Raw genomic sequence first — 17646 nt, 5'->3', positions numbered from 1 at the left:
CACACACCTGTAGCCGCAATCACACCCGCATCGGCTGCGGCGATTCGCGACGCGAAGCGTCGGGCCCCTCATACTCCCGAATGATCTCGTACCGAGTGTTCCGCTCCACCGGCCGGAACCCGGCATCACGAATCAGGTCCAGCAGATCCTCACGCGTCAGCTTGTTCGGCGTCCCGTAGTTGTCCGCGTCATGAGTGATCTTGTACTCGACGACCGACCCGTCCATGTCATCCGCACCGTGCTGCAACGCCAGCTGCGCCGTCTGCACCCCGTGCATCACCCAGAACACCTTGACGTGCGGCACGTTGTCGAACAGCAGCCGCGACACGGCGAAGGTCTTCAGCGCCTCGGCCCCCGTCGCCATCTGCGTCCGCGCCTGCAGGCGATTGCGCACCTTGCCGTCCTGCATGTCGACGAAGTCGTGCTGGTACCGCAGCGGAATGAAGACCTGGAAACCGCCGGTCTCGTCCTGCAGCTCACGCAGCCGCAGCACGTGGTCCACCCGGTGCCGCGGCTCCTCGATGTGCCCGTACAGCATCGTGCACGGGGTCTTCAGACCCTTCTCGTGCGCGAGGCGGTGGATCCGGGACCAGTCCTCCCAGTGGGTCCGGTGGTCCACGATGTGCTGCCGGACCTCCCAGTCGAAGATCTCGGCGCCACCGCCGGTGAGGGACTCGAGACCGGCGTCGATGAGCTCGTCGAGGATCTCCGACGCCGACATCCCGGAGATGGTCTCGAAGTGGTGGATCTCCGTGGCCGTGAACGCCTTCAGCGAGACGTCCGGCAGCGCCGCCTTCAGCTCACGCAGCGACCGCGGGTAGTACCGCCACGGCAGGTTCGGGTGCAGCCCGTTGACGATGTGCAGCTCGGTGAGGTTCTCCGACTCCATCGCCTTCGCGAGTTTCACGGCCTCCTCGATGCGCATCGTGTAGGCGTCCTTCTCCCCCGGCTTGCGCTGGAAGGAGCAGTACGCGCAGGAGGCCGTGCACACGTTGGTCATGTTGAGGTGCCGGTTGACGTTGAAGTGCACGACGTCGCCGTTCTTGCGCGTCCGCACCTCGTGCGCGAGGCCGCCGAGCCAGGCCAGGTCGTCCGACTCGTACAGCGCGATGCCGTCCTCACGGGTCAGGCGGACACCCGCCCTGACCTTCTCCTCCAGCTCGCGCTTGAGCCCGAGATCCATGCCCACACCTTTCTACGACAACATCCCAACCGTACGGCTACCGCTCTACTCCTCTTCGGGCAGCTCCCCGACCCGGTTCTCCCACTTCGTGGAGAGCACGATCGTCGTACGCGTGCGGGAGACGCCCTCGATCCCGCTGAGCCGCCGGATCATCTTCTCCAGACCGTCGACGTCCGCCGCCCGCACCTTGAGCATGTACGAGTCGTCGCCCGCGATGAACCAGCAGTCCTCGATCTCCGAGAGGTCCTTCAGCCGCTGCGCCACGTCCTCGTGGTCGGTGGCGTCGGAGAGAGAGATGCCGATCAGGGCGGTGACGCCGAGGCCGAGCGACGCGGCGTCGACGGTGGCCCGGTAGCCGGTGATGACCCCGGCCGCCTCCAGCCGGTTGATGCGGTCGGTGACACTGGGTCCCGACAGTCCGACGAGGCGTCCCAGCTCCGCGTAGGAGGCCCGGCCGTTCTCCCTCAGGGCCTGGATGAGCTGCCTGTCCACCGCGTCCATTGCGATCGAAGCCTTCCGCTGAAGTTGTCGTTGTGTCCGATGAGGTTCGGGTACCGCTCAGCCGTCGCGGTGCGCACCGCCGCCGAGTTCACCTTGCCAACGCCGGTAGAGCCGGTGCGGCACGCCCGCCGCGTCGAGTACGCGTCCGGCGACGAAGTCCACCAGGTCCTGGATGTGCGTCGCGCCCGCGTAGAAGGCGGGTGAGGCGGGCACGACCGTCGCGCCCGCGTCGTCGAGGGTGACCAGGTGCCGCAGGGTCTGGCCGTTCAGCGGGGTCTCGCGCACGGCCACGATCAGCTTGCGGCCCTCCTTGAGGGTCACGCTCGCCGACCGCTGGAGCAGGTCCTTCGACAGGCCGAGCGCGACCCCGGCCACGCTCGCCGTCGAGGCGGGCACGATGAGCATGCCCTTGGTGGGGTACGACCCCGAGGAGGGCCCGGCGGCCAGGTCGCCGGCGCTCCAGTGCCGTACGGCGCCGATGTCGACGGAGAAGGTGTCCGGCTTGCCGTCGGCGCCCCGGGACAGCCATTCCCGCAGGTCGGCCTGCCAGTGGGCGTCCCGGAAGGAGATCCCGGTCTCGTCCAGCAGGGTGAGCCTGGAGGCCCGGGACACCACGAGATCGACGCTCTCGCCGGCGTCGAGCAGAGCCCGCAGCACGGCAGCGGCATACGGAGTGCCGGAGGCCCCGGACACCCCTACGATCCAAGGCGTACGCGGCGTCTCGCCTGGCTTGACTGGGTTCACAACACCGAGCCTATCCGGCGCCGCAGGGTGGGAACCGGCCAAGGGGTGCGGGCCGTTGCACGGAGGGGACGAGCGAGCACTGGGGGTCGCCATGTCGAATCCGCGCGCCGGGTGGTCACAGGGCGACCGTGCGCTGGCCGCGGGCAAGCTGATGCTCGCCTGGGTCGCGCTGCTGTGGCTGCTGGAAGTGGTCGACGTGGCGACGGGCCACGCGCTGGACGGCTTCGGCGTCACCCCGCGCGACGCGTCCGAGCTGGTCGATGTCGTCCCCTCGTCCTTCATCCACTTCGGCTTCGCCCATCTGGCGGCGAACACCGTGCCGCTGCTGGTCCTCGGCTTCCTCGCCGCGCTCGCCGGCCTGCGCCGGTTCCTGCTCGTCTGCGCGCTGATCATCGTCGTCGACGGCCTGGGCGTCTGGCTCATAGCCCCGGACCACACCAACACCGCGGGCGCCTCCGGCGTGATCTTCGGGCTCTTCGGCTTCCTCCTGGTCAGCGGCTTCGTCGAGCGCCGCCCCTGGGGCGTCCTGGCGGGCGTCCTGGTCGCCGCGGTCTGGGGCGGCTCGATCCTGGCGGGCCTGGCCCCGACCCAGTCGGGCGTCAGCTGGCAGGGCCATCTGCTGGGCCTGCTGGCGGGGGTGGCGGCGGCGTTCGTGTTCCGCCGCGACCCGGCGGCACCGCCCGCGCTCACACGGTGAGGCCACGCACCAGCAGGTCCAGCAGCGCGCACACGAACAGGGCGATGCCGATGAAGCCGTTGACGCTGAAGAAGGCCCGGTTCACCCGGGAGAGGTCGTGGGGGCGCACGATCGAGTGCTCGTAGAGGAACGCGCCGGCCACGATCAGCAGGCCCAGCCAGAAGAAGGCACCGGCGCCGGTGGCGAGGGCGTACCAGACGAACAGGGCCGTCGTGAGGGCGTGGCAGACGCGGGCTCCCCAGATCGCCGACGGGATGCCGAACCGCGCGGGGACGGACATGACGCCGATCTCCCGGTCGGTCTCCACGTCCTGGCAGGCATAGATCAGGTCGAAGCCGCCGATCCAGATCCCGACGGCGAGACCGAGGATCACCGCGTCCCAGGACCAGGAGCCCGTGATCGCCAGCCAGCCGCCGACCGGGCCCATGGCCTGGGCGAGGCCGAGGATGGCCTGCGGGAAGTTCGTGAACCGCTTGCCGTACGGGTAGACCACCATCGGGATCACCGCGATGGGGGCCAGCGCCAGGCACAGCGGGTTGAGCAGGGCCGCCGCGCCGAGGAACACGGCCAGGGCGATGAGCGCACCCGTCCAGGCGTGCTTCACCGACATGGCGCCCGTCACCAGCTCGCGCTGCGCCGTGCGCGGGTTGCGGGCGTCGATCTCCCGGTCGATGATCCGGTTGACCGCCATGGCGAACGTGCGCAGGCCCACCATGCAGACGGTGACCAGCAGCAGCTTGCCCCAGTGGATGTTCTTGTCCCACTGGAACATCGCCGTGAGCGCGGCGATGTAGGCGAAGGGCAGCGCGAAGACCGAGTGCTCGATCATCACCAGCCGCAGGAACGCCTTGGTGCGTCCCGGCTGGGGGATGGCGGCGGAAGCGGAACTCACAGCCCGTACTCCTTCCAGCGGCGGTCCACCTTCGCCGCCGTCTCCGGATCCGACTCGACCATGTCCGGCCAGCCGCCGTCGCGGGTGTAGCCCTCCTCGGGCCACTTCTTCGTCGCGTCGATGCCGGCCTTGCCGCCCCAGAACTGCTGGTAGGAGGCGTGGTCGAGGTGGTCGACGGGGCCCTCGACGATGCTCAGATCCCGGGCGTAGTCCGTGTTGCCCAGCGCCCGCCAGGCGACCTCGTGCAGGTCGTGCACGTCGCAGTCGGAGTCGACGACCACGATCAGCTTGGTCAGCGACATCATGTGCGCGCCCCAGATCGCGTGCATGACCTTCTGCGCGTGCTTGGGGTACTTCTTGTCGATCGAGACGATCGCGCAGTTGTGGAAGCCGCCCGCCTCGGGCAGGTGGTAGTCCACGATGTCCGGCACGATGATCTTCAGCAGCGGCAGGAAGAAGCGCTCCGTCGCCCGGCCGAGCGGCCCGTCCTCCGTCGGCGGGCGGCCCACGACGATCGACTGGAGCAGCGGCCGCTTCCGCATCGTGACGCAGTCGATCTTCAGCGCCGGGAAGGGCTCCTGCGGCGTGTAGAAGCCGGTGTGGTCGCCGAAGGGGCCCTCGGGCAGCATCTCGCCCGGCTCCAGCCAGCCCTCGATCACGACCTCTGCCTGCGCCGGCACCTGGAGCGGCACGGTCTTGCAGTCGACCATCTCGATCCGCTTGCCCGCGAGGAACCCGGCGAACAGGTACTCGTCGATGTCGCCGGGCAGCGGGGCGGTGGAGGCGTACGTCACGGCGGGCGGGCACCCGAAGGCGATCGCAACGGGCAGCCGCTCGCCCCGGCGCGCGGCCACCTGGTAGTGGTTCCGGCTGTCCTTGTGGATCTGCCAGTGCATGCCGATGGTGCGCTTGTCGTGCCGCTGGAGCCGGTACAGCCCGAGGTTGCGGACGCCGCTCTCCGGGTCCTTGGTGTGGGTCAGCCCCAGGTTGAAGAACGACCCGCCGTCCTTCGGCCAGGTGAACAGGGCGGGCAGCTGGTCGAGGTCGACGTCGTCCCCGGTCAGGACGACCTCCTGGACCGGGCCGTCCTTCACCTTCTTCGGCGGCACGTGCGTCATCGCGCCGAGCTTGCCGAAGGCCTCCCGGACACCGACGAAGCCGTGCGGCAGCTCGGGCTTCAGCAGCCCGCCGATCCGCTCGGAGATCTCGGCGTACGACTTGAGGCCCAGGGCCTTCAGCAGCCGCCGGTCCGTGCCGAACACGTTCATCGCGAGCGGCATGCTCGACCCGCGCACGTTCTCGAAGAGCAGGGCGGGGCCGCCGGACTTCTGCACCCGGTCGACGATCTCCCCGACCTCCAGGTACGGGTCCACCTCGGCCTTGATGCGCCTGAGGTCGCCCTCGCGCTCCAGCGCCCTGAGCAGGGAGCGAAGATCGTCGTAAGCCATGGGGTCAAGTATCCCCGAGCCGCTACCCTGGCCTGGAACCACCCACCCGCTTTCGCTGAGAGGCCGCATGCTCCGGGTACTGATGTTCCTCGTGCCGCTGGCGCTGAGCGTGTACGCGTTCATCGACTGCATCAGCACCAAGGACGACGAGATCCGCCACATGCCCAAGCCGCTGTGGGCGATCCTCGTGCTGCTGTTCCCGCTCGTCGGGTCGATCTCCTGGCTCATCGCCGGCAAGAAGCGGGTGCCCGCGGCGGAGCGTCCCCGGAAGTGGGTGGCGCCGGACGACAATCCGGACTTCCTGAAGTCCCTCGACGAGGACAAGAACAAGGACGACGACCCGAGGCGCGACGAGTCCTGAGGGCACCGGCCTCACCGGCCGCGTGAAACCACTTGCCCTCGGTAAGCACATGGTCGCCAATGGTGTCCATGGAGACACAGCAGCCACCGGGGCAGTGGGACGTGCCGCCTCCGCCCGCCAAGCCGCCGCGCACCATGACGGACGTCCAACTGCGCGTCCACAAAAGCCTGTTATGGGTCGGCACGGCCGCGTACCCCCTGCGCAACATCGCCCGGGTGTACACGTTCACCCTGCACCCCAAGCGCAAGGAGGCGGCCTTCCGCTTCCTGACCCGCGCCCTGATCACCCTGGCCGTGGGGATCGGCCTGTCGATCATCGGCAGTCTGACCTTCATCGACGGCAGGTCCACGGGCACCGGCGTCCTCACCATTGTGTGGCTCGGTACGGGCGCGGCGCTGATCTACTTCTTCGTGGACATGCTCTCCGTCGTCACGGCCCAGTCGCACTACGTCCTCGCCGTCGAGACGGCCGGCCCGTCCACGGCGATGGTGACCAGCCCGAACCCCCAGCACCTCGACCAGCTCGTGGGCTACGTCGCGGGCGCGCTGGAGAACCCCGACACCGAGTTCCAGGTGACGGTGGAGCGCTTGACGATCAACTCACCCACGAACTACCACTTCGGTGACAGCGTGAACATGTACGGCGGCAGCGGGAACACGGGGATCGCGGCATGAGCGGCAACAACTATTACTACGGCGACAACGTCACCATGCACGGCGGCAGCGGCAACACGGGCATCGTGAAGAACGGGGCCTCGGGCGACACGGACCCCGCCCTGCGGCTGGCCCTCGCCGAACTGATCCGCGAGGTCCGGGAGTTGCGCGATCAGCTGCCGCAGCCGAGCGCGCAGCTCATCGACGAGTCGTTGCCGGTGCTGGCCGCGGACGCCGCGCCCGCGCAGGAGCGGCACCGGGCGCTGATGGCTGTCGCCGCGATCGCCGCGGCCGTCGGGGCGGTGGGGCAGCCGGTCGCGGAGGCGGCCAACCGGATCCTGCAGATGGTGAGCGGGCAGTAGGTCAGCGCAGGGATCCGACGAACGCGGACCAGGCGGACCGGGTGACGACCAGGACCGGTCCGTCAGGGTTCTTGCTGTCGCGGACGGGGACGGTTTCGGGGTAACCGGGGGCTATTTCTATGCAGTTGCCGCCGTTGCCGTCGCTGTAGCTGCTCTTGACCCAGGTCAGCGGGTTCCTGTCCATGGCGCCCGTACCTCTCCATCGTCTCGTGGATCAGATCGGCGGACTGGGGAGCTGACAGGGCGTCCGCCCTGAGCACATCATAGAACTGGTTATAGCGCTCGTAGAGGGCCGGATCGTTCGTGAAGTGGCCGCGGTTCAGGGATTCCGAGTACAGCCAATGGCGCCCTTCCGGCAGCGTGATAATCGACATGGAGCCGCTGGGACGAACGATCTCGAAGGGGCCCGCTGGCGCGACCTGGACGCGGATGTTGGGGCGCTGTGCCAGGTTCAGCAAGTGAGCGCACTGGTCTCGCATGACAGCCGGGCCGCCGACCACATTGCGCAGGCAGCTCTCGTCGAGGACGACGACATACAGCGGACCGCCATCGGCGAGGAAGCGCTGCTGTCGACTCAGTCGAGCTCGTACTCGCTCCTCAAGCTCCACCCCGCTCACGTAACGACAGGACAGCGCCCGGGCGTAATCCGCCGTCTGCAACAAGCCCGGAATCACACGCTCCTGGTACTCCCGGAGGGAGACTGCCACCTCGTCCATCTCCGCCCGCCGCCGGAACCAATCCGGATGCTCCACCTGCGGATACCAGTCGATCCGGGCCCAAAGACGAAGCAGCACCCCACCCGTACCCAGAAGTTCGTCACAGGTCTTGGCGAACGTGTCCTGCGGAACCCTCGTACCGGCCTCCACTCGCGCCACGTGCGAACGGTCGCAGGGGATCTGCCTCGCCAGGCCCTCCTGCGTGAGCAGCGCGGCCTCGCGGAAATGCCGGAGCACCTCCCCGAACACGGCCGCCGTACTCGCCCCCGACTCCGCTCCGCCATTCCGTCGGCTCACGGCTCCCCCTCCGTGACAGTGCACCGGGGTCACACGCCAAGCATTGAACCGGACTGTTCCCGTGCGCAACGCTCGATACACCCAGAGTGACGGAGGTACGCGAAATGGAACCGGGAACGCTCGTCTACGACCCGCACACGCGCAAGGTCGGCGAGTACCAGGACAGAACCGGCCCGTACGTGGTGCTGCGCCCGGTCGGCGGCGGCCGGGAATGGCAGGCGGACCCGGCGAGGATCCGGGAGGCCACCCTGGACGAGCGGCTCAGCGCGGGCGTACGGGCGCTCAACGAGCGTTCCAGGGAAGGACTGTCGGCCGATCCGACCCGGCCCCCGTCCCCCGTGCCCGGGTGCGCGACCTGTGAGGAGCTGGCGCTCCGGCGGGACCGGGCACGCGCGGCTTCGACGGCAGTGCCGTGACGGACGCGAACGTGCTGCTGCGCCAGCACCAACGCGACGAGCACGGCGGGGAATCCACCGGCCGCAGGATCTTCCGGTACGTGCCCTACACGATCGTGCAGGACGCGTCGGCGCAGCCCGAGTACGAGGCGTACTGCGTCTCGGGCGAGGAGGAGGACTGTGGGGCGGGCTCGGGCCCGTGCCAGGCACCCGGCGAGGTGGAGGAGTGGCAGCGCAGGCACACCCAGGAGACGAGGCACCTGCGCTACCGCCGCAGCTTCGCCGACTACGCGGTGCTGGACAGGCGCGCCTACTGAACTCCCAGAACACCCGTGAGGACGAGCACTCCGCACAACGCCAAGCCGGATCCGATCACCACGGGCATGGCTCTGGCCATGGCGGGCTGTTCACGGTTGGCCCTGCCGAACACGTTCTGATTTCGCATCGATCGCCTGGCGAGAGCCTGACTTCCGAACACCAACATGATTCCGATGACTATCGCGCCAATGCCCACCAGGGTGCGCTCATCCATCAGTTCCTCCCATCGCGCTTGCTTCCCGGTCGCCAAATCAGCGACTCACCTCTTCCGCAGGAGCCGTACAGCGATGATCACAGCGAAGAGGACCGCGACACCGATGAGGAAATAGAGCAGAGGCCCGGTGACCGGCTCCTTGCCGTCCGCGGCGAGGGTGGTGATGTCCATTCCTTTGTCCTTTCGCCGGAGGCCGTGGGCGGCCACTGGCCGCCCACGCTCGTACTCCTGCCACCACCGCTGGGACACCTTCCCCCAAGGCGCGTCGAAGGAGTTGTACGTCCGTGCCAGGCGCAGCTTCTGCCCGACGCCGGCGATCTCGAAGTCGGTCGCGGCGAGCATCAGGTTGCCGGTCGAGAGGTTGATCCGGGCCACCAGTGCGTCGGTGATCCGGAAGTCGGAGATCTGGTGCCAGGGCACCGCGCCCTGATCTTCGGGCACGTACACCGCCGCGGCGGCGTCGGCCTCCGCCGAACGCGCCGATGTCGCCGCCGACTTGGGGATTTCACCGGTGCGGGCACGTTCCCTCTGCTCGGCCCGCCAAGCGGCCTGCTCGTTCGTCGGTGCGGCCTCCGCCTCGCCGGGCACGGGCTTGGTCGTGCCGACCTTGACCGGCGGCACCTCGAAGTCGGTCTTCTTGCCCCACACCGACGTCGGCCCCGGATCGGCCGGCGCCGGCGTCGGCGCGGCCAACGCCGGTACGGCCGGGGCGATCAGGGACAGGGTCGCAAGGGCCGCTACGAGTCCGTGACGCGAGAATCTCCGGGCACGCCGAAACGGCGTGCTTCCAGCACGTAAGTGCATCAGCTTCCCCCCACAGGAAGTCAGACAGACAGTCAGAACCGGTGGCCCATACGGTCACCTCGGCCACACAAGCTGTCATAAGAAGCACACAAACCCACGGGTCGTGCCCCGCAACACCCGGCTCATACGGGCCGGAATCAGACGCACCCCTTCGACGGGGCGAATGCGGACACTACGACGTAAACCGCCATCGCCGATGGGGGGAATTATCCATTCCGTCACCATTTCTGGCGGTCATGCTGACCGAAAACCATGCAGCACGGCGTCACTCCGCCATGCGGACCCCGGGTGCCCCCTGCGCCACCAGCCGACCCCCGCCCGCGCCGCCTTCCGGCCCCAGGTCGATCAGCCAGTCCGAGGCGCGGACGACGTCGAGGTTGTGCTCGATGGTGACGACCGAGTGCCCGGCGTCGACGAGGCGTTGCAGGACGTCGAGGAGGCGGGCGGTGTCGGCGGAGTGCAGGCCCGTCGTCGGTTCGTCCAGCAGGTACAGGGCGCGTCCGGTCGTCCGCCGTCCCAGTTCCTTGGCGAGCTTCAGACGCTGGGCCTCGCCGCCGGAGAGGGTTGTGGCGGGCTGGCCGAGGGGGAGGTAGCCGAGGCCGACGTCGGCCATGCGCCGGAGCCGGGTGGCGACCGGCGGGACGTCCCCGAACACCGTCAGGGCCTCCTCCACCGTCGCCCCGAGTACCTCGGCGATGTCATGGCCCTCGTGCCGGACCGTCAGCACCTCCGGCCGGAAGCGGCGGCCCTTGCACGTCGGGCAGCGCACCTCCACCGCCGGCAGGAAGTGCATGTGGACGGTGAGGACGCCCGCGCCCTCGCAGCGTTCGCAGCGTCCGCCGGGCATGTTGAAAGAGAAGTGACCGGCCGTCAGGCGGCCTCGGCTGCGGGCGGCGAAGACCTCGCGGATCGGGGTGAAGACGTCCGAGTACGTCGCCGCGTTGGAACGGGGCACGCGGCCGACCGGCTGCTGGTCGATGAGGACGGCCTTGGACAGGTGCTCCCAGCCGTCGATGCCGTCGTGCTCGGCGGGCAGTTCCCCCGCCCCGTGGAAGTGGCGGCGGGCGGCCCGGCCGAGGATGTCCAGCAGCAGCGTCGACTTGCCGGAGCCGGACGGGCCCGTGACAGTGACCAGGCGACGCAGCGGGATCCGTACGGTCAGGTCCCGGAGGTTGTGGGCCCGGGCCCCGCGGATCACGACGGCCGCCTCGCCGTCTCCGCGCCCCCGTGACGGCGACGCGGACAGCAGGCCGGACAGGTACGCGCCGGTGACCGAGCCCTCGGTCCGGGCCACCTCCTGCGGCGTGCCCTCGGCGACGATCCGCCCGCCGTCCCGGCCCGCCCCCGGCCCCACGTCCACCACATGGTCGGCGGCCTTCAGCACCTCCAGGTCGTGCTCGATGACCAGCACCGTGTTGCCCAGGTCGCGCAGGCGGCGCAGGACGTCGACCAGGCGGGCGGTGTCCGAGGGGTGCAGGCCGATGGTCGGCTCGTCCAGGACGTAGAGGACGCCGGTCAGGCCGGACCCCAGCAGGGCGGCCAGGCGCAGCCGCTGGGTCTCGCCGGCGGAGAGGCTGGGCGTGGCCTGGCCCAGGGTGAGGTAGCCGACTCCGACGTCCAGCAGGCGCCGGACCCGCTCCTCCAGGTCGGCGACGACCGGCTCCACGAGCAGCCACTCGTCACCGTCCGACCGCTCGCGCAGGCCGGTCAGCCAGGCGCCGAGGCCGGTCAGCGGAAGCCGGGCGGCGTCGACGACGGTCAGGCCGTGCACGGTCACCGTCCGGGCCTCGGCGCGCAGCCGGGTCCCGCCGCACTCCCCGCAGGGCTGCTTCACCAGGCCCTGCCGCTCGGCCCGTTCGCGGTAGTCGGGGTCCTCGGCGCGGTCGCTGTAGCGCCGCAGCAGCGCCGTGGCGACGCCTTCGAAACGGCCCGCCGTCACGGTCGCCGGAGGCTCGGTGTCGGGGAAGTGCCGCCGGAACTCGGGGCTCGCGACGCCGTGCAGGAGCAAGTCCTTCTGCGGTTCGCCGAGTTCACCGAAGGGTGTGCCGGTGTCGAGGGTGAAGCCGTAGTGGGCGGCGGCGGCCCGCAGCACGGGCAGGCTCCAGTCGGTGTACTTCGCGCTCCAGCCCTTCACCGCCCCCCGCGCGACCGGCTTCCCGTCGTCGACCAAGCGCCGTACGTCAGGGCGGATCACCTCGCCCAGGCCGGTGCAGGCCGGGCAGGCCCCGGCGGGCTTGTTGAAGGAGAAGGAGCCCATGACCAGTTCGGGCACGGGGGTGGAGCAGTGCGGGCAGGGCCGCTGCTCCGCCTCGGCGTCCTCGTCGGCCTCGGTGCCGTCGGCGTAGGACGGCGGGATGTCCTTGCCGCAGCCGGGGCAGGGGCGGATGCCGATGCGCGACCACAGCAGGCGCAGGTAGGTGTAGACCTCGGTGACCGTGCCGACCGTGGAGCGGGGGCTGCGGTTGGTGTGGTGCTGGTCGACGCTGATGGACGGGGACAGGCCGGTGATGGAGTCGACGGCGGGCTTGCTGACGAAGCCGGTGACCATGCCCAGCGACTCCAGGTACTGCCGCTGGCCCTCCCGGTGGAGGGTGTCGAAGGCGAGGGTGGACTTGCCGGAGCCGGACAGGCCGGTCAGCACGACCAGCTTGTTCTTCGGCAGGGAGAGGGAGACGTTCTTGAGGTTGTGGAGGCGTGCGCCGGTGACGCGGATGCAGTCGTCCATTCCTTCAAGTCTTCCATTTAAGTGCTCTGTTGAGACTTGAGAGGCTTCCACGGCCCCTTTTCCTGCCGTAACCTTCAAATCGATGACGAACGACCGCCGCCTCCGCCCCGTCGACCTGGCCCGGCTGGCCGGTGTCTCGCCGCAGCAGATCCGCAACTACGAGGACGCCGGTGTGCTCCCGCCGGCCGCGCGGACCGCGTCCGGCTACCGCGTCTTCGGGGAGGTCCACCGCGGTGCGCTGCTGGCCTACCGGACGCTGATGCGGGGGTACGGCCCGGTGACGGCGGCGGACATCATGCGGACCCTGCACACGGGGGACGTCCCGGGCGCGCTCGCGCTGGTCGACGCCGCGCATGCCGCCCTGCACGAGGAGCGGGTGTCCCTGCGGGCGGCGAGCGAGGCCCTGGAACTGCTCGCGGCCGAACCACCCGCCCCGCTGCCGCGCCCGGGCGCGCTGCGCATCGGCGAGGTGGCGGTGCTGCTGGGCGTACGGACCTCCGCGCTGCGGGTGTGGGAGGGGGCCGGGCTGCTCACGCCGGGGCGCGAGCGCGGGACGGACTACCGGAGCTACACGCCGGCCGATGTGCGCGACGCCCGGCTCGTGCACACCCTGCGCCGCAGCCACTACCTGTTCGACCAGATCAGGCCGGTGCTGGAAGGGCTGCGGCGGGAGGGCGGCAGTGCGGCGCTGCGGGCAGCCGTGGCGTCCCGCGGGGAGGCGCTGACGGCCCGCACCAGGCTCATGATCGAGGGCGCGGCCGCCCTGCACACGTACCTGGACGCCTGCTCCGACGGGCTCACCGCAGCCGGGACGACGACAGGATCGACAGCAGATGCGCCGGGACCCGGCTCGGCTGCGCGGTAGCCGGCTCCGGCCATCGGCGCGGCACTTGACGCCACATCGCACACCACCATGGTCCAGGTCAGCTGGTCCGGGGCGACGGGCGTGCGTACCAAGGCCCGACGGTGGTGACCACCCTGTCGCCGTGGGGTGCCATCCGTTCGACTGACCCTTCGGGGAATCCGGTGTGGGCTGTTCACCGCCACGGCACATCCAGATCGGGGCATCCCATCCGCGAACGGAGACACCTCGTGCGCTTGACGGACATCCGACACTGTGAGGTACGACCGGGACGGCTCGTGGAGTGGACACTCGATCCAGCGGCCGCCGCGACGGTGAAGGGCTTGCCCGAGGACCGCAGACCCCCGGCCTACATCCAGGAGTCGCACATCAGAACCTCCCGGTCCGTACGTGAGGACGGGTTGTTCGTACCGACCTGGATCGGCGTGTGTTTCGATCTCCCCGGCCGGGCGGAACTGGACGTCCTCCAGGGCGCGCTGCACGCCTGGACGCTGCGGCACGAGACGCTGCGCAGCGGCTTCGCCTGGTCCGGGCCGCCCGGCGACGAGATCGCCCGGTTCACCCTCGGCAGCGAGGACGTGCGGCTGCACCGGGAGGAGATCGGCGACTTCACGGACGAGACAGCGCTGGCCGAGCATCTCCAGAAGCGGTTCGACACCGCGGCGGACGCACTCCGGTGGCCCAACTTCATCTACGCGGCGGTCGTCCGGGACGACAGCACCAGCGTGTACATGGCCTTCGACCACAGCAACGTCGACGCCTACTCACTCCAGAACATCCCCGCCGCCCTGCATGAGCTCTATGCGGCGGTCGGGGCGGGCCGCTCCCCGGGGCAGGAACCCGTCGCCAGCTACGTCGACTTCTGCCAGGCCGAACGGGCGGACGCGGACAAGCTCAGCGAGGACCATGACATCGTGGTCCGCTGGCGGGAGTTCATCAAGAACTGCGAGGGGCAGCTGCCGAACTTCCCCGTCGATCTCGGGCTGGATCCCGACGGCGGGCTGCCCCGGCAGAAGGCGCTGTGCGAGCCACTGGTGGACGCCGACGACGCCGACGCGTTCGAGGCGCACTGCCGGCCCTACGGCGGCAGCGTGGTCGGCGTACTGGCGGCCACTGCGCTCATCCTCCACGAGATCGACGGGGAGCCCGTCTTCCGCACCATCGTGCCGTTCCACACCCGGGTGACGTCACGGTTGTCGGACTCCGTGGGCTGGTACGTCGGCGGGGCACCGGTCGAGATCCCGCTGGCGGAGGTCCATGACTTCCACGGAGCCCTGGAGAACGCACGCGCCGAGCTGCGCGCCAACCGGCGGCTGGCCCGCACACCCCTCGAACGGGTGCTCCGGCTGATCGGAACGGACTTCCGCCCCACGTCTCCCGACCTGTACTCCCTGGTGTCCTACCTCGACGCCCGCGACATCCCCGGCTCCGAGCGGTGGGCCGAGCAGAAGGTCTACGGACTGGTCAGGGTCTCGTACGGCGACCGGGTCTGCGTCTGGGTCAACAGACTCCACGAGGGTCTGTGGTTCGCCTGCCGCTATCCGGACACCGAGATCGCGCACAAGAACGTGTCCCGGTACGCGACCCGACTGCGGGAGGTGATCACGAGCGTCGCCCGGCAGGGCTGACCACCGCTGCTCAGGAGGCGCGTCACACGCCCGCGTACGAGTGCTTGCCGGAGACGAAGATGTTCACGCCGTAGTAGTTGAACAGCCAGCAGCCGAAGGCGATGAGGGCCAGGTAGGCGGCCTTGCGGCCCTTCCAGCCGGCGGTCGCGCGGGCGTGCAGGTAGCAGGCGTAGGCGACCCAGGTGATGAAGGACCAGGTCTCCTTCGGGTCCCAGCCCCAGTAGCGGCCCCAGGCGTCGCCCGCCCAGATGGCGCCCGCGATGATCGTGAACGTCCACAGCGGGAACACGGCCGCGTTGACGCGGTAGGAGAACTTGTCGAGGGAGGCGGAGGAGGGCAGCCGCTCCAGGACGGAGGTCGCGAAGGTGCCGGGCGTGCCGCCGCTCGCGAGCTTGCTCTCGTAGGAGTCCTTGAACAGGTACAGGATGGTGCCGACCGCGCCGACGTAGAAGACCGCGCCGCAGAAGATGGCCGTCGAGACGTGGATGTACAGCCAGTACGAGTGCAGCGCCGGGACCAGCTGGTCGCTTGCGGTGTAGAGGACCGTGACCGCGAGGCCCAGGTCGAGCAGGACCGAGGTGATCAGGAACAGGCCCAGCCAGCGCACGTTCTTCTTCAGCGCCAGCAGCCCGAGGTACACGCCGACCGCGACCGTGGAGAACGTGATGTTGAACTCGTACATGTTGCCCCACGGCGCCCGCTCCACCGACAGGGCGCGGGTGAGGACACCGCCGAACTCGACCAGGAAGGCGAGCACCGTGAGGGAGATGGCGATCCGGCCGTACAGGTCGCCCTGCTCGTCCCCACCGTGCGCCCCGGGCCCGTCCGGCACGTCACGCCGGCCGGCCGCGGCCCGCACGGTGACCTTCGGCCGCTCCAGCACGGCGGTGCCGCCGGCCTGGTTCACGGTGACGGCCGGGGCCGCCTTCTTGGCGTCCGCCTTGGTGGTGAGCGCGGCGGCGGTCCGGGCGACCTTGCTGCGGCTGCCGAAGAGCCATTCGGCGATGTACGCGAAAAAGGCCAGGGTGTAGACGGCCATCGCGGAGTAGATCAGCACGTTGCTGATCTGCGCGAGGTTTTCGTTCGTGGCGGCGGCGAGAGTCACTTCTCAGCCCCTTCGGCAGGTACGGGGGTTTCGGTACCCGGCTCCTGGGCGGGGTCGGGGGAATCTGCGGGGTCGTCGGGGGCGGGCGCGCCCGGAGCCTGCTCGTAGAGAGTCCCGGCGAGGTCGCCCAGTTCCTCGGGGACCTTCGCGGACTCGCTGCGGCCGAGGCCGGCCATCTCGACGACGGTGACGCCGTCGGCGCCCTTGACCGCGCGCACCCAGACGCGGCGGCGCTGGATGAACAGGGAGGCGGCGAGGCCGCCGATCGCGGCGAGGGCACCGGCGAGGGCCCAGCCGCTGCCGGGCTGCTGGACGACCTGGAAGCCGGCCCACTCCTTGATGTCCTTGCCGAAGGTGACCGAACCGGCGCCGTTCGGGAGCTTCATGGTCTCGCCGGGCTTCAGCAGCTTCTTGAACAGCTTGCCCTGGGAGTCCTTGAACTCCTTCATGTTCGTCCGGTCCATCTGGTACACGCTCTGCGGGATGCCCGAGTCGGCCCCGAGGTCGCCGTGGTAGGCGGACAGCGCGAGCAGCGGATTGTCCAGCGCGGGGAACTGCGACAGCATCGTGCCGCTGGCGGAGCCGCCGAACGTCGGCACGAAGAAGGCGTTGAAGCCCAGCTGCTCCTTCTTGCCCTGGGCGTTGCGGTAGCCGTCGAGGACCTTGACGACGCCGGAGGAGGTGACGTTGGCGTCCAGCGGCAGCAGCGGTACGGCGTCGTCGAAGACGACCTTGCCCTGGGCGTCGCGGACGGTGATGACCGGGGCGTAGCCGTGGCTGACGAGGTAGACCTTGGAGTCGCCGATCTCCAGCGGGTGGTTGACCTCGACGGTGGTCTTCTCGTCCTTGCCGTAGGGGCCCGCGCTGTACGTGAGGTCGGCCTTGTAGACGCGGGGGGTGCCCTTGTTGGGGCCGGTGCGCTCGTAGGTGCCGGTGAACTTCTTCAGGTTGAAGCTGAACGGCACCAGGTCGTCGGAGGTGAAGAGGTTGCCGGACTTGAAGTCGTCGTACTGGGTGAGGGTGTTGGAGAAGCCGTCACCCTCGACGACGAGCTTGTTGCCCTCGGACTTGAAGAGCTGGCCCCAGGCGAAGGCGATCAGCATCACGATGAGGGCGATGTGGAAGACGAGGTTGCCCAGCTCGCGCAGGTAGCCCTTCTCGGCGGCGACGGCGTCCCCGGTGAGGTGGGCGCGGAAGCGGCGCTTCTTCAGCAGGGCCAGGGCGGCCTGGTGGACCTGCTCCGGTTCGGCCGTGGTGCGCCAGGTGGTGTGCGCGGGCAGCCGGTTCAGCCGCCGGGGCGCGCCGGGCGGCAGGCCCCGCAGCTGGCCGACGAACTGCCAGGTGCGGGGCACGATGCAGCCGATGAGGGAGACGAACAGCAGGATGTAGATCGCGGAGAACCACACCGAGCTGTAGACGTGGAACAGGCCGAGCTTGTCGTAGATGTCGCCGAGGGTCGGGTTGCCCTTGCGGAAGTCGGCGACCTTCGTCTCGTCCTGGCCGGACTGCGGGATGAGCGAGCCGGGAATCGCGCCGAGGGACAGCAGCAGGAGCAGCAGGAGCGCGACCCGCATGGAGGTCAGCTGCCGCCAGAACCAGCGGGCCCAGCCGATGACGCCCAGGGCGGGGAGGTTGGGCGCGTCCTCCTTGGGGGCGGTGGACAGCTGGGAGCCGGCGTCGCCCAGCTCCTGGTCCTCGGCGGCGGAGGGGGCCGGGTCGGAGGCGGTGGTCTTGCTCATCG

At 69.6% G+C, this 17646-nt stretch carries 19 protein-coding genes and 1 pseudogene; 8 read left to right on the top strand and 12 right to left on the bottom strand.

What is annotated here, in order from left to right; translation table 11 throughout:
• Positions 1-19: 19 nt before the first annotated feature.
• Genes mqnE through HNR57_RS09950 form a run of 3 tightly spaced genes read right to left on the bottom strand, consistent with a single transcriptional unit; the run spans position 20 to position 2428 of the window.
• The gene (mqnE, locus tag HNR57_RS09960) at positions 20-1183 is read right to left on the bottom strand and encodes an aminofutalosine synthase MqnE (RefSeq protein ID WP_184559052.1); all 1164 of its coding nucleotides are present in this window, start codon (positions 1181-1183) and stop codon (positions 20-22) included.
• A 45-nt stretch (positions 1184-1228) separates the two neighbouring features.
• Entirely contained in the window at positions 1229-1684 is a 456-nt protein-coding gene (locus HNR57_RS09955) for an Lrp/AsnC family transcriptional regulator (RefSeq protein ID WP_033314055.1), read from the bottom strand.
• A 57-nt stretch (positions 1685-1741) separates the two neighbouring features.
• Positions 1742-2428 (bottom strand): UbiX family flavin prenyltransferase, encoded by a 687-nt coding sequence (locus HNR57_RS09950; protein ID WP_184559050.1) that lies wholly within the window; start codon positions 2426-2428, stop codon positions 1742-1744.
• A 91-nt stretch (positions 2429-2519) separates the two neighbouring features.
• Here HNR57_RS09950 and HNR57_RS09945 point away from each other — a divergent pair, with 91 nt between their 5' ends.
• A complete protein-coding gene (locus HNR57_RS09945) occupies positions 2520-3125 on the top strand; it encodes a rhomboid family intramembrane serine protease (protein ID WP_184559048.1) in 606 nt (201 codons plus the stop codon).
• Here HNR57_RS09945 and mqnP read toward each other — a convergent pair.
• Complete coding sequence (mqnP, locus tag HNR57_RS09940) at positions 3115-4017, bottom strand: menaquinone biosynthesis prenyltransferase MqnP (RefSeq protein ID WP_184559046.1); 903 nt, start codon at positions 4015-4017, stop codon at positions 3115-3117. The genes HNR57_RS09945 and mqnP overlap by 11 nt on opposite strands.
• Positions 4014-5465 (bottom strand): menaquinone biosynthesis decarboxylase, encoded by a 1452-nt coding sequence (locus tag HNR57_RS09935; RefSeq protein ID WP_184559044.1) that lies wholly within the window; start codon positions 5463-5465, stop codon positions 4014-4016. Before HNR57_RS09935 ends, mqnP begins: the two co-directional genes overlap by 4 nt.
• A gap of 67 nt (positions 5466-5532) precedes the next feature.
• Here HNR57_RS09935 and HNR57_RS09930 point away from each other — a divergent pair, with 67 nt between their 5' ends.
• The 3 genes from HNR57_RS09930 to HNR57_RS09920 all read left to right on the top strand — a co-directional run bounded on the left by HNR57_RS09930 (position 5533) and on the right by HNR57_RS09920 (position 6841).
• Positions 5533-5826, top strand: coding sequence for a PLD nuclease N-terminal domain-containing protein (locus tag HNR57_RS09930; RefSeq protein WP_184559042.1), 294 nt, complete (start codon positions 5533-5535; stop codon positions 5824-5826).
• 68 nt (positions 5827-5894) lie between these two features.
• Positions 5895-6500 (top strand): DUF6232 family protein, encoded by a 606-nt coding sequence (locus HNR57_RS09925; protein ID WP_221342347.1) that lies wholly within the window; start codon positions 5895-5897, stop codon positions 6498-6500.
• Positions 6497-6841 (top strand): hypothetical protein, encoded by a 345-nt coding sequence (locus tag HNR57_RS09920; RefSeq protein WP_184559040.1) that lies wholly within the window; start codon positions 6497-6499, stop codon positions 6839-6841. The genes HNR57_RS09925 and HNR57_RS09920 overlap by 4 nt, the downstream gene beginning before the upstream one ends.
• A 1-nt stretch (position 6842) precedes the next feature.
• Here the strand turns inward: HNR57_RS09920 and HNR57_RS40560 are convergent, their stop codons facing one another.
• Entirely contained in the window at positions 6843-6956 is a 114-nt protein-coding gene (locus HNR57_RS40560; protein ID WP_308122415.1) for a DUF397 domain-containing protein, read from the bottom strand.
• Entirely contained in the window at positions 6904-7854 is a 951-nt protein-coding gene (locus HNR57_RS09915; RefSeq protein WP_184559038.1) for a helix-turn-helix domain-containing protein, read from the bottom strand. The genes HNR57_RS40560 and HNR57_RS09915 overlap by 53 nt, the downstream gene beginning before the upstream one ends.
• Positions 7855-7958: 104 nt before the next feature.
• Between HNR57_RS09915 and HNR57_RS39450 the strand changes: the two are divergent.
• Together HNR57_RS39450 and HNR57_RS40555 are read left to right on the top strand one after the other, a co-directional pair.
• Positions 7959-8320 (top strand): annotated as a pseudogene (locus tag HNR57_RS39450) (hypothetical protein); the annotation flags it as partial.
• Between the two features lie 30 nt (positions 8321-8350).
• Positions 8351-8566 (top strand): DUF7848 domain-containing protein, encoded by a 216-nt coding sequence (locus HNR57_RS40555; RefSeq protein WP_313673666.1) that lies wholly within the window; start codon positions 8351-8353, stop codon positions 8564-8566.
• Here HNR57_RS40555 and HNR57_RS09905 read toward each other — a convergent pair.
• From HNR57_RS09905 to uvrA, 3 genes are all read right to left on the bottom strand, one after another.
• Positions 8560-8781: a hypothetical protein gene (locus tag HNR57_RS09905; RefSeq protein WP_184559035.1), complete on the bottom strand. Its 222-nt coding sequence runs from the start codon at positions 8779-8781 to the stop codon at positions 8560-8562. The genes HNR57_RS40555 and HNR57_RS09905 overlap by 7 nt on opposite strands.
• Before the next feature lie 45 nt (positions 8782-8826).
• Positions 8827-9474: a DUF6531 domain-containing protein gene (locus HNR57_RS39170; protein WP_376772213.1), complete on the bottom strand. Its 648-nt coding sequence runs from the start codon at positions 9472-9474 to the stop codon at positions 8827-8829.
• A gap of 376 nt (positions 9475-9850) precedes the next feature.
• Entirely contained in the window at positions 9851-12310 is a 2460-nt protein-coding gene (gene uvrA / locus HNR57_RS09895; RefSeq protein WP_184559033.1) for an excinuclease ABC subunit UvrA, read from the bottom strand.
• 82 nt (positions 12311-12392) lie between these two features.
• Between uvrA and HNR57_RS09890 the strand changes: the two genes are divergently transcribed.
• Positions 12393-13175 carry a MerR family transcriptional regulator gene (locus HNR57_RS09890; protein WP_184559031.1) on the top strand — a complete coding sequence of 261 codons (783 nt, stop codon included), beginning with the start codon at positions 12393-12395 and terminating at the stop codon, positions 13173-13175.
• A 227-nt stretch (positions 13176-13402) separates the two neighbouring features.
• The gene (locus HNR57_RS09885; RefSeq protein WP_184559029.1) at positions 13403-14800 is read left to right on the top strand and encodes a condensation domain-containing protein; all 1398 of its coding nucleotides are present in this window, start codon (positions 13403-13405) and stop codon (positions 14798-14800) included.
• A gap of 22 nt (positions 14801-14822) precedes the next feature.
• Here the strand turns inward: HNR57_RS09885 and ccsB are convergent, their stop codons facing one another.
• Positions 14823-15905, bottom strand: coding sequence for a c-type cytochrome biogenesis protein CcsB (ccsB, locus tag HNR57_RS09880; protein WP_184559027.1), 1083 nt, complete (start codon positions 15903-15905; stop codon positions 14823-14825).
• Positions 15902-17644: a cytochrome c biogenesis protein ResB gene (gene resB / locus HNR57_RS09875; RefSeq protein ID WP_184559025.1), complete on the bottom strand. Its 1743-nt coding sequence runs from the start codon at positions 17642-17644 to the stop codon at positions 15902-15904. Before resB ends, ccsB begins: the two co-directional genes overlap by 4 nt.
• Positions 17645-17646 lie beyond the last annotated feature (2 nt).

Origin of the sequence: Streptomyces paradoxus (assembly GCF_014202475.1) — a bacterium.
Lineage (GTDB): Bacteria > Actinomycetota > Actinomycetes > Streptomycetales > Streptomycetaceae > Streptomyces > Streptomyces paradoxus.
This window is presented reverse-complemented; position numbering and strand designations above follow the sequence as displayed.